This is a genomic window from Microbacterium sp. NPDC079176, from assembly GCF_040686675.1.
GTDB lineage: Bacteria > Actinomycetota > Actinomycetes > Actinomycetales > Microbacteriaceae > Microbacterium.
This window is the reverse complement of record NZ_JBFBLM010000008.1, coordinates 1-11,192: the sequence shown is the minus strand read 5'-3', so window position 1 is coordinate 11,192 and position 11,192 is coordinate 1. Positions and strand designations below refer to the sequence as shown.

10 protein-coding genes are annotated in these 11,192 nt (G+C 67.6%); 6 read left to right on the top strand and 4 right to left on the bottom strand.

What is annotated here, in order from left to right; genetic code table 11:
- The first annotated feature begins 55 nt into the window (after positions 1-55).
- From AB0P11_RS17205 to AB0P11_RS17180, 6 genes are read left to right on the top strand one after another with little or no spacing between them, the layout of a single operon-like run.
- The gene (locus AB0P11_RS17205; RefSeq protein WP_363523213.1) at positions 56-1,528 is read left to right on the top strand and encodes an aldehyde dehydrogenase; all 1,473 of its coding nucleotides are present in this window, start codon (positions 56-58) and stop codon (positions 1,526-1,528) included.
- A gap of 50 nt (positions 1,529-1,578) precedes the next feature.
- Positions 1,579-3,159, top strand: a complete 1,581-nt coding sequence (gene tcuA / locus AB0P11_RS17200; protein WP_363523211.1) for an FAD-dependent tricarballylate dehydrogenase TcuA — start codon at positions 1,579-1,581, stop codon at positions 3,157-3,159.
- A complete protein-coding gene (locus AB0P11_RS17195; RefSeq protein ID WP_363523209.1) occupies positions 3,156-4,055 on the top strand; it encodes an NAD(P)-dependent oxidoreductase in 900 nt (299 codons plus the stop codon). Before tcuA (AB0P11_RS17200) ends, AB0P11_RS17195 begins: the two co-directional genes overlap by 4 nt.
- Entirely contained in the window at positions 4,055-4,843 is a 789-nt protein-coding gene (locus tag AB0P11_RS17190) for an N-acyl homoserine lactonase family protein (protein ID WP_363523207.1), read from the top strand. Before AB0P11_RS17195 ends, AB0P11_RS17190 begins: the two co-directional genes overlap by 1 nt.
- A 27-nt stretch (positions 4,844-4,870) precedes the next feature.
- Positions 4,871-5,956: a PrpF domain-containing protein gene (locus AB0P11_RS17185; protein WP_363523205.1), complete on the top strand. Its 1,086-nt coding sequence runs from the start codon at positions 4,871-4,873 to the stop codon at positions 5,954-5,956.
- 28 nt (positions 5,957-5,984) lie between these two features.
- Positions 5,985-7,163 carry an MFS transporter gene (locus AB0P11_RS17180; RefSeq protein ID WP_363523203.1) on the top strand — a complete coding sequence of 393 codons (1,179 nt, stop codon included), beginning with the start codon at positions 5,985-5,987 and terminating at the stop codon, positions 7,161-7,163.
- Between the two features lie 73 nt (positions 7,164-7,236).
- On the opposite strand, the gene AB0P11_RS17175 is transcribed toward AB0P11_RS17180, so the two are convergent.
- The 4 genes from AB0P11_RS17175 to AB0P11_RS17160 form a co-directional block, all read right to left on the bottom strand.
- Entirely contained in the window at positions 7,237-7,953 is a 717-nt protein-coding gene (locus tag AB0P11_RS17175) for a GntR family transcriptional regulator (RefSeq protein WP_363523201.1), read from the bottom strand.
- A 90-nt stretch (positions 7,954-8,043) separates the two neighbouring features.
- Positions 8,044-9,528: an FAD-dependent tricarballylate dehydrogenase TcuA gene (gene tcuA, locus AB0P11_RS17170; protein ID WP_363523199.1), complete on the bottom strand. Its 1,485-nt coding sequence runs from the start codon at positions 9,526-9,528 to the stop codon at positions 8,044-8,046.
- Between the two features lie 232 nt (positions 9,529-9,760).
- Positions 9,761-9,952: a hypothetical protein gene (locus AB0P11_RS17165; protein ID WP_363523197.1), complete on the bottom strand. Its 192-nt coding sequence runs from the start codon at positions 9,950-9,952 to the stop codon at positions 9,761-9,763.
- 308 nt (positions 9,953-10,260) lie between these two features.
- Positions 10,261-10,917, bottom strand: a complete 657-nt coding sequence (locus AB0P11_RS17160) for a hypothetical protein (RefSeq protein ID WP_363523195.1) — start codon at positions 10,915-10,917, stop codon at positions 10,261-10,263.
- Positions 10,918-11,192 lie beyond the last annotated feature (275 nt).

Genomic DNA, 11,192 nt, shown 5'->3' with positions numbered 1-11,192 from the left:
TCCGTCGACCCCGCGACACAGACTTCCACGAACGATCAGAGAGACCAGGCAAGAGATGATCCACGCGCAGATGCTGATAGACGGCAGGCAGGTGTCCGCCTCCGACGCCGCGACGACGGATGCCGTCAATCCCTTCAACGGACAGGTATGGGGCACGGTGCCGGTGGCCACGGCGGGGGATGTCGATGCTGCCGTGTCCGCAGCTCGTGCAGCGTTCCCCGCATGGCGGGCGACACCCGGTGTGGAGCGAGCTCGGCTTCTCAACCGGCTCGCGGATGCCGTCGAGGAGCACGCCGACCGTCTCGCCGAGTGGGAGACCACCGACAACGGCAAGGTGATCCGCGAGACCCGACCTCAGATGAGCTTCGTCGCGAGGAACCTCCGCTTCTTCGCGGGGTACGCCGACAAGCTCTACGGGCGCACGATCCCCCTCGACAATCCGGCCGTCTTCGATTACACGGTGCGTCGGCCCCGGGGTGTGTGCGCGCTCATCACCGCGTGGAACAGCCCGCTCGCTCTCCTTGCGAACAAGCTGCCGCCCGCACTCGCGACGGGCAACACCGTGGTGGTGAAGCCGAGCGAACACGCATCCATCACGACCACAGAGCTTGCGCGACTGGCGATCGAGGTCGGATTCCCGCCCGGAGTCATCAACGTCATAACGGGTGCCGGCGAGACCGGTGATCTGCTCACGCGCCATCCCGGGATCGACATGATCAGCCTCACGGGGGGAGGAGCAGTGGGTCGCCGCATCGCCGCGAACGCCGCCGAGCGGCTGATCCCCGTGAGCCTCGAGCTCGGTGGAAAATCGCCGAATGTGATCTTCGAGGACGCTGATCTTCGTCGGGCCGTGCAAGGTGCCGTCGCCGGGATCTTCGGCGCCGCAGGACAGACCTGCGTCGCTGGCTCGCGACTGCTGGTGCAGCGGGCGGTCTACTCGGAAGTGCGGGATGCGGTCGCGGAGCGCGCCGGCCGGGTGCGACTCGGCGACCCCCGTGACCCCGCGACCGAGATGGGACCGGTCGCGAACCGCCCCCAGTTCGACCGCATTCTCGCACTCATCGACGCGGCGAAGTCGTCGGGTGCGTCGCTCGCGGCAGGAGGCGGGCGGGCGAACGGCGCCGCACTCGACGACGGCTTCTACATCGAGCCGACGGTCTTCGCCGATGTCGACCCCGCGAGCGCTCTCGCGCAGGACGAGGTCTTCGGGCCCGTGCTGTCGATCATCCCGTTCGACGACGAAGCCGACGCGATCCGCATCGCGAACGACACCGAGTACGGGCTCGCCGCCGGCGTGTGGACGAGCGATGTCTCCCGGGCGTTCCGGATGACGGAGGCGCTCGAAGCGGGCGTCGTCTGGGTGAACACCTATCGCACGTCCGCCGCGCAGGCGCCGTTCGGCGGCACGAAGCAGAGCGGCTACGGCCGCGAACGGGGCGAGGAAGCCCTCGATGACTACACGTTCGTGAAGAACGTGATGATCGACACCTCCACGGAGGATCGCGACCCCTTCGTGATCCGCACTTGATCCGCAGCACGAGCTGCCCCACACGTCACTCATCCAAAGGAGCATCACCGATGACCGTGCACCACCCCACCACACAGACCGAAGGACACCGATACGACGTGATCGTCGCCGGAGGAGGCAACGCGGCACTCACCGCTGCGCTTGCCGCCCATGACGCCGGCGCGCGCGTCCTGGTGCTCGAGGCCGCGAGCCGAGAACTCCGCGGCGGCAACAGCCGCTTCACCGGGGCGATCTTCCGCGTCACGCACGACGGCCTCGACTCGCTGAAGCCCATCCTCGACCCCTCGAACGAGCAGTGGTACCCCCGCGTCGCCGTGGCGCCGTACTCGAGCGAGGACTACGCCGCAGATTGGAACCGTACGTCCGAGGGACGCCAGGATCCCGACCTCGTACGCATCACCATCGAGCGCTCCTTCGAGACCGTCCAGTGGATGCACTCGAAGGGCGTCAAGTGGGAGCTCACGGCGAACAAGCTCGTCGATCCGTCGAAGGTCGATGACGGCACCACCATCACGCTGGCCCCCGGAGGAGCATTGCGGACGCTGCATGAAGGCGTCGGGCTCATCGACGACCTGTATGCGGCTGTCGAGGCGACCGACATCGAGGTCTGGTACGACTCTCCGGCTCATGACCTGATCGCGACCGGCTCGACCGTGCACGGCATCCGTGTGCGCACGGGGGCCGAGTTCGTCGACGTCTTCGGCACCGTGATCCTCGGCTGCGGTGGGTTCGAGTCCAACCCCGAGATGCGTCTGCGATACCTCGGCCCGGGGTGGGACCTCGTCAAGGTCCGCGGCACGCGGTTCAACATGGGGCAGATGCACACCAAGTCGATCGCGGCCGGCGCGCAGCCGGTCGGGCACTGGGGAGGTGCGCATGCGGTGCCGATCGATGCCGCGGCTCCCCCCATCGGCGATCTGCGCCTCACCGACAAGATGAGCCGCTACTCCTACCCGTACGCGCTGCTGCTCAACCGCGACGGACGACGATTCATCGACGAGGGCGAGGACAACGTCTTCCTCACCTACGCCAAGACGGGATGGGCTGTGCGCGCGCAGCCGGGCGGCATCGCCTACCAGATCTTCGATCAGAAGACCGCACATCTCCTCGAACCGCGCTACTCGACAGGCACCCCCGTCGTCGCAGACACTCTCGAAGAACTCGCAGACAAGCTGGGAGTCAACAAGCGCGGGATGCTGCAGACGGTCGCCGACTACAACGCTGCCGTCGCCCCCGACGCAGAGGACCGCGCCGATCCGTTCGCGCTCGACGGAGTCTCGGCGGAACCGGTGGGGCAGCCCGCGAAGTCGAACTGGGCCCGCACGATCACCGAAGGACCGTTCGTCTGCTACCCCGTGATGTGCGGGATCACCTTCACCTACGGCGGGATCAAGATCGACGGCGACGCGAGGGTCATCACCCAGGAGGGTCAGCCGATGACCGGGCTCTACGCGACCGGTGAGATCACCGGTGGCTTCTTCTTCCACAACTACGGCGCGGGTGCCGGCCTCGTGCGCGGAGCCGTCTTCGGGCGCATCGCCGGGACGAACGCGGCCGCAGAATCGCACGTCGGCAGTGCCGCCGCGCAGGCTCCTGTCGCCGAACGAGAGACCGCGGGGGTCGCATCATGAGCACGACGGTCGCGATCGAACGGATCGGATTCATCGGACTCGGGGTCATGGGCTCAGGGCAGGCATCCAACGTGACCCGCCGATCGGGGCTGCCGGTGTCGGTGTTCGACATGTCCACCGACGCGGTGGATCGCCTGGTGGAGGTGGGCGCGGAGCGCGCGGCATCCGTCGCCGAGGTCGCGGCCCGCAGCGACGTGATCTTCCTCTCGCTCCCCGGAGGCCCTCAGGTCGAGGCGGTCGTTCTGGGGGAAGACGGGGTTCTCACGCACGCACGAGCCGGAGCGGTCATCGTCGATCTCTCGACCATCCCCGTCGAGGTCGCCGAGCGGGTGGGCGCCGCGGCGATCGAGCGCGGCGCCCACTTCATCGACGCGCCCGTCGCACGCACGCGCCAGGCGGCGATCGACGGCACCCTGAGCATCACGGCCGGCGGCGACCCGGCGGCCTTCGCCCGGGTCGAGCCCCTGCTGCAGACGATGGCATCAGACGTCATCCTGTGTGGGCCGAACGGCGCGGGAGCTCTCATCAAGCTCGTGAACAACCTCGTGGTGTTCGAGACCGTGGTTGCGCTCTCCGAGGCGCTCACCCTGATCCGCCGGACCGGCCTCGTCGACCCGGAGCTCGCATGGACCGCGCTCGGCCAGGGCTCGGCGGCGAGCTTTACCCTCGAGAACCACGGCCGCAAGGCGCTCCTGCCCGATGTGCACGGCGAAGGCATCTTCCCGGCGGAGTACATGCGCAAGGACATCGGCTACGCGCTCGACCTCGCAGAGCAACTGGGGGTCACCCTGCCTTCGGCGACCCTGGCGCACGATCTGCTCGGCCGGACCATCGACGCTGGATACGGTAAGGCGTACCACACGGCGGTGGTGAAGGTGATCGAAGGAGAGGTCTGATGTCGCAGCCGAGCGTGCACGAGATCTACGCGGTGAAGTACGGACAGAACCTCACCGGTGTCCGCGGACACTTCTTCCTCGGCCCGGACGGCGATCCGCATGACGAGCACATGCGACTCGACTACTACGTGTGGGTCATCCGATCACCCGGACAGGACATCCTTCTCGACGCCGGTTTCACCGCAGAGACGAATCGCACCAGGCAGCGCGACCACTGGGAGGATCCGCATCAGGCGGTGTCACGGATCGGTGTGGATCCCGCCACTGTGCCGATCGTGATCCTCTCGCACCTGCACTACGACCACTGCGGCGATCTCGATGCGTTCCCCGCGGCGACGTTCGTCCTGCAGAAGGACGAACTGGGGTTCTGGACCGGACCGTACGCGTCGCGGGGGGAGTTCGCCCGGCACACCGAGACCGCAGACATCGAGCGCGTCGTCAGGCTGAACGGCGAGGGGCGCGTGCAGCTGGTCGACGGACTTCACGAGGTCGTCGATGGCGTGTGGGTGCAGAAGGTCGGCGGTCATACACCGGGGATGCAGGCGACGTACGTACGGACGGAGAAGGGTGTGGTCGTGCTCGCATCGGACTCCTCTCACTTCTTCGAGAACATCGAGCAGGACAAGCCGTTCGCCGTGCATGCTGATGTCGTCGACATGTATCGCGCATTCGACACGATGCGGGAAGCAGCGACCTCCGGGCTCGTCATCGCCGGCCACGACCCGCTCATCGAGGAGCGGTTCCCCGCCGTTCCCGGACACGAAGGCCACGTGGTCCGGATCGCGTGAGCGCCGGCCCGATCAGATAGGCATCAAGTGAACGCGAGATCGATTCCCGCCGTCTACATGCGAGGTGGCACGAGCAAGGGCGTGTTCCTGCACGCATCCGATCTTCCGCCCGACGGCCCTGAGCGTGATCGCGTGCTGCTCGGCATCATGGGAAGCCCCGACCCCCTTCAGATCGACGGTATGGGCGGCACCGTGTCGAGCACCAGCAAGGCGGTGATCGTTGAGCCGGGGCCGGGAGACGCCATCACCTACTGGTTCGCCCAGGTCGGGACCGATACCGCGCAGGTCGACTGGTCTGGCAATTGCGGAAACCTCACGACGGCAGTCGGCCCGTTCGCGATCGACGAGGGCCTGGTCAGCGTCACCGAGCCGCTGACTCGGGTGCGCCTCATCAACGGCAACACTGGTGTGGAGATACTCGCCGACGTCGAGACACCGGATGGCCGGGCGGCGACGACCGGCGACCTGGCGATCGCGGGAGTGCCAGGGACCGGCTCGCCCGTCGTGACGCGATACCTCGATCCGGCAGGTGGAGTGCTCGGCTCACTGCTTCCTCTCGGGGCTCCGACCAACACGATCGAGACCTCAATCGGCGAGGTGACCGTGTCCCTCGTGGACGCCGCGCACCCGAACGCCTTCGCACGCCTGGATGCCGTCGGCGAGGTGATGGGGCGCTCCGTCGCCGAGCTGAATTCGGATGCCGTCTTCCTCGCGAATGCCGAACGAGTGCGTGCCTCGATCACGGTGGCCCTCGGTCGCGCCGTCGACACGAACGACGCGACACGGAACGCTCCTGCTGTGCCGAGGCTCATGCTCGTGGGTGCGTCCGCCGCTGCGGACGCCGACATCGAGATCATCGCGTTCTCGATGGGGCGCGTGCATCGTGGCTTGCCCATGACCGGGGCGCTCTGCCTCGCCGCAGCCGCATCGATCCCCGGCACCGTCGTCGCCGAATCTGCCGGCGGTGCCAGAAGCGGACTGCGCATCCGGCATCCGCTCGGAATCACCGAGGCGCAGGCGGAGATCGGTTCGGATGGCGCCATTCGATCGCTCGGCGTGGTGCGCACAGCGCGCCGACTCATGGACGGCCGCGTGTACCCGCGCGAATACTGATGGTGCTGTGACGGCGGCACGGACACGCGTGGCCGCCCCTGAGCGCGGAGGGTGGCTGTGGCGTCCGCTGCTCGGCGCGTCGCTGTCCCAGATCGTGCTCTTCGCTGTGCGTCCCGCAGCCAGCTACGCAGGCCTCGAGCTCGGCGCGGATCCCGCGACCATCGGGATCATCGCGGCGTCGTTCGCCGTTCTGCCGATGCTCATCGCACTTCCGCTGGGGGCATTCGCCGGTCGGCTATCGAGAATCGCGATCGTGCCCTTCTTCTCGGGCATGCTCCTGATCGCCGCATGCATCGTCGGAGCGATGGCCACGACTCTTGCAGCGCTCATCGTCGCGTGCGCGCTGGTCGGTGTCTCGAACCTCGGCGTCCTGCTCGGCGCTCAGGCGTGGATATCGCGCTCCGCGCCCGCGGCCGCATACAACGACGGTTTCGGGTGGATGACCGCCGGCATGGCGCTCGGGCAGGCGGTGGGACCGCTGCTCGCCGGGTTCACCGTAGGGCCGGTGAACCCGACTCGAGAGGGCATCTCTCTCACCTTCTCGCTGTGCGCCGTCCTGGCGGTGCCGGTGGCAGCGGTCTTCGCAAGCGGCGCGGTGCGACGATACGGCTCGCCGGGAAGCGACGATGCCGCCGGCTTCGGTGCGATCCTTCGCACTCCGGGAGTGACACGCTCGATCGTCGTCAGCGCGGCTGTACTCACCTCGGTCGACATCCTCACCGCGTATCTGCCGGTTCTGGGCGCGCAGGCAGGAATCTCTCCCGTCGTGGTCGGTTCGATGCTCGCGGTGCGAGGCATCTCGTCGATGCTGTCGAGGCTGCTGCTCGGCCCGCTCGGAAGGCGCGTCGGGCAGCGTGTGCTGCTGGTCACGAGTGTGCTCGGCGCGGCCATATGCCTGGCGGTGATCGCCGCTCTCCCCGCGCCGGCGGTGATGTTCAGTGCCCTTGCGATCGGCGGGTTCCTGCTCGGTATGGGACAGCCGCTGACGATGACCGCCGTGGCGGTCGCGCTGCCGGCCCGTCAGCGCTCGAGCGGACTGGCGATGCGGCTGCTCGGAAACCGTGTCGCGCAACTCGCGACCCCGCTGTTCGCGGGCGCCGTCGCGTCGGCGTTCGGGGTCGCGTCGGTGATGGTCGTTCAGGTTGCCGCGCTGACGGCATCCGGGATCTGGGAGGCCGCGGTTCGCGATCCTCCGGGGGAGGACTGACGGGGTCGCGTACGCGAGGACACCCGCGAGTGAGGCAGGCGTGGTCGAGGCGAGTGGGCGAATCGCCCGCTGCTCAGATCGGACGGCCGAGCAGTCGACTGAGAGACGACGTCCGGGCGCTCGAGGCGTGCGATGCGGCGGCGGCACCCGCTCTCTCGGGGTCGCCGGCGACCATCGCGTCGATGATGGCGGCGTGCTCGTCGAGAACGTCGCGCATGCGCTCAGGGCTCAGCGACCGAGTGCCGAACCGGCGGATGGCGACTTCGACCGTCGCCAGCAGGCGCGACAGGTAGGCGTTGTCGGCCGCGACGGAGAGCAGATGGTGGAAGTCGACGTTCGCTCGGTAGAAGTCGTCGAGGTCCGTGGCCGCTGTCGCTGCGGACATGCGCTCCTGCAGCCTCTGGAACTGTTCGAAGTGCTCGGGCTTTCCCTGCCGTGTCGCGTACTCCGCCGCCAACGACTCGAGGCTGCCGCGCACCTGGTACACCGCTGACATGTCTTCGAACGAGAGCCTCGTGACCTGGGCCCCGACGCCGGGCGTGCGCGCGACGAGCCCCTCTTCTTCGAGTCGGTTGAGCGCTTCGCGGACCGGGGTGCGACTGACGCCGAGGGCCTCGGACAACACGACCTCACGCAGCCAGACGTCGGGCGCGAGCACGCCGTCGAGGATCGCTTCCCGGATCGCGTAGACGGTGTCGCCGACCGCTCCGCCGCGTGATGCGGTCGTGGGGCGGTAACCGGCGAGCAGCTCGCTCATGCCGTCTGCAGCCGTCGGGACCGACGAACTCATATCTGACTCACTTCCCTGCGCGCTTCCTCGATCGTCCTGGTCGGAGACTGAAAGCCATGCGCACGCATTTTAGCCGGGCGGTCACCGCCGTCAGGCGATGCTTCCGGCACGTCGTCCGAACACGATTCCGGCAGCGAGGCCGGAGCCGCCGGGGTAGTTCCCGCTGAAGAGCCCGCCGAGCATCTCTCCGCAGACGAGCAGACCGGGGATGGCCGTCCCATCTGCGCGGAGGACTCGACCGTCGGTGTCGCCGCGCAGACCGCCGAAGGTGAAGGTGATCCCGCACGTCACCGGGTAGGCGAAGAACGGGGGAGTCGCGAGGGCTGACGCCCAGTTGCTCTTCGGCGGCGTGACGTTCGCTCTGCGGCCGTCTTTAATGGTCGGGTCGAGCACATGGGTCGTGTCGATGCTCGAATTGAAGGTCTCGACCGTCTCCGTCAGAGCGCCTGTGGGCACCCCGATGGAACGTGCGAGATCGGCGATCGTGTCGGCTTCGTGAACGCCGACGCCAGGCATGTCGTACTCCTCCGTGCGTAGCATCGGGCGCAATCCGGCATCGAAGATCTGGTAAGCCACAGAGCCCGGCTGCTTCAGGATGACGCCACCGTACTTCGCGTACGTGTAGTTGCGGAAGTCCGCCCCCTCATCGAGAAATCGTCGGCCCTCGGCGTTGACGATGATTCCCAACGGGTAGCTCTGACGCGTGAGGCGGTTGGTGAGCTCGCGATTGCTCGCGTTGTCCGGCGCTTCGGCATCCCACTGCACGCTGTGCGCCGTCGACCAGTCGCCGCCGCTGTCGGCTCCGATCGCCATGGCTGCTTCGAGCATCCGGCCGGTGTTGTACGGCGTGCCGCGGACGACGGCGTGCTGCCAGCCTTCACCGAGGTGCTTTCGCCGCAGCTCTGCGCTCGCCTCGAAGCCTCCGGCAGCGAGGATCACACTCTCTGCTCGGTACTCGACGAGCTCGCCCTCGGGGTCGACGGCGCAGACGCCGATCACCCGCCCGTCTTCCGAGACGAGCAGATCGCGGACCTCGATGCCGTAGCGGACATCTGTTCCGAGCTCATCGGCGATGCGGGTGTGATCGGCGATGAGGCCCTCTCCGCCGCCGACGTTTCCGACGTGCAGGCCTCCCCAGAACAGGAAAGAACCATCAGGGCGCTCGTAGGCCTGTCGTTCGTACATCAGCCGGTATCGCAGACCGAGCCTCGTCAGCCAACGCAGCGTCGGCCCGCTCTCCTCGACGAGCACCGCGGTGAGGTCAGGGTCGTTGCGACCATCCGTCACCTGTGCGAGGTCCGCCGCATATTCTGCGGGGGAATACGGCGGGACGATAGAGCGCTCATGTCGTTCGTCTGGTTCCAGGGTGTCACGCAGATCGTCCAGGCCTCCGTGCGCGATACGGGTGGCGCCAGCCGTGTAATAGCTGTTGCCGCCGTGCATCCCGACCGGACCGCGCTCGAGGAGGAGCACCCGGCGCCCGCGTGTGGCCGCAGCGTGCGCCGCGGTGAAACCGGCGTTGCCGCCGCCCACGACGATCACGTCATGAGTACTCTCGCTGAGGTTGTCGACCATGACTTCTCGTTCCCATCAGGCTGAGCGCAAATTGTGTGCTATCTGTATGCAATCTACAGCACAATCACACGCTGGTGACGTTTCGCTCATCAGCCTTCCGAACACCCAAGGAGACCGACAGCCTGTCGACAGACCACTCGCCGCTGGCGTCGCGCGCTTCACGACTTGGACACGAGACGGCCCCCACGAGAAGAGCTCGTGGGGGCCGTTAGCTCTCTGTCGGCGACTCGGCCTATGACGTCTTGGCGTGCGCGGACTTGTTCCTGCGTTGTACGAATTTAGCGCCCAGCCCTGCGGCGACCACGACGATCGGAGTTCCGATGAGGAACACCCCGGAGGCTACCGATGGGAAGGAAGTTGCGAGCAGCGCCAGGGCGGCAAGCGCAGCCCCGACGAGAATGATGTAGATCAGCCATGAACGCATGGAGAGTCCTTTCAGTCGACTGCTCAGAACGGTGCGGATGAACGACGGTTGATCACGGATCCGCCGTCGACGTCATACCACCAGAGGGTCCGGCCACCGCTACAGATCCCGTTGGCGACGAGATAGGTCGTCGCTACCCCACGACGATGCCGATGACGGTGCACGCTGCCTGGGCTCGCACTGATCGTTCGCTACGTGTGCGGTGAGGCGGTCGGCTCCAGATTCGTCGCGCGGGACGACGAATCTTGATCCTCCTGTCGCCTGCCGCCTTACACTCGACTCCGGATGCTCCCGCCTCACGCCCGCGCTCAGGCGCAGGATTCGTACGGCGGCTCGTCGAGGGTCGTCGCCGTCACGCCCCAGATGATGTCGGTTCCGGCGGTATAGGTCAGGAAGACCGAACCGGTGCCGGCTCCCGACTCGATCGCGAGATAGCGGCGATCGCCGACGCTCTCGACTTCGACCGCGTCGGGGTAGACGGCCAGCGCCTGGTCGAGCCGGGAACCGAGACCGATCCCCTCAGCGGTCAGCGGGCCGACGGCCGGCTTGCCTTCGAGGTCGACGGGTGAGGCGGACACCTGCACGAGGTCGACCACCGCGGGGTCCTGTTCCGAGACCTCGGGGCGCTGAACGGTGAGCATGTATCCGTCGGCCTCCGTGGACGCGAGCCACGGGCAGGCGTCAACCGGAGCGGCACCCGCCGCCGCCACGGCTTCGTCGTAGGGCGTGCCGAGTTCCACGTCTCGGATGCCCGATGGGCTGACGCCCGCGGCCGGCGTGGAGGATGCGCTGGGCGACGGACTCGGCGCGGGATCAGCGGATGCCGTCACCGTCTGCGTGACCGTCGGGGTGGGGGACGCGGGGGCGGCGCATCCGGCCAGCAGCGCAGCCGTGACCGCCATCCCGAACAGGGGCGAGAGGATGCGTGCACGGCGAACCTGGGGTCGTCTGGTGTCGATATCCATGCTTCGACGCTATCGGCGCGGTCGTGACCAGCCCGTCGATTCTCACGGGATTCCCAGATGCCCCGGCATCCGACGGCGCAGGCCTTCTGCTGTCCCCCTGAGCCCGTTCAGCGCTGAGGTCCGGGTCTCCTGCGGGGCGGCGTGGGCTCGGGAAAGTAGTGCACCTCTGTGGGCTCGCCTTCGGTGTGCGCCCGCGCGGTCGCCTGGATCTCACGGTCGCGACCGGTCAGTCTCTGGGTCTGCTGTCGTCGGTACTCTCCCCAGGAGGGGACCAT

What these genes read in the sequence shown, in the direction of transcription:
- AB0P11_RS17205 (WP_363523213.1), top strand. Translation starts at nt 56, where the DNA reads ATGATCCACGCGCAGATGCTGATAGACGGCAGGCAGGTGTCCGCCTCC.
- tcuA (WP_363523211.1), top strand. Translation starts at nt 1,579, where the DNA reads ATGACCGTGCACCACCCCACCACACAGACCGAAGGACACCGATACGAC.
- AB0P11_RS17195 (WP_363523209.1), top strand. Translation starts at nt 3,156, where the DNA reads ATGAGCACGACGGTCGCGATCGAACGGATCGGATTCATCGGACTCGGG.
- AB0P11_RS17190 (WP_363523207.1), top strand. Translation starts at nt 4,055, where the DNA reads ATGTCGCAGCCGAGCGTGCACGAGATCTACGCGGTGAAGTACGGACAG.
- AB0P11_RS17175 (WP_363523201.1), bottom strand. Translation starts at nt 7,953, where the DNA reads ATGAGTTCGTCGGTCCCGACGGCTGCAGACGGCATGAGCGAGCTGCTC.
- tcuA (WP_363523199.1), bottom strand. Translation starts at nt 9,528, where the DNA reads ATGGTCGACAACCTCAGCGAGAGTACTCATGACGTGATCGTCGTGGGC.
- AB0P11_RS17165 (WP_363523197.1), bottom strand. Translation starts at nt 9,952, where the DNA reads ATGCGTTCATGGCTGATCTACATCATTCTCGTCGGGGCTGCGCTTGCC.
- AB0P11_RS17160 (WP_363523195.1), bottom strand. Translation starts at nt 10,917, where the DNA reads ATGGATATCGACACCAGACGACCCCAGGTTCGCCGTGCACGCATCCTC.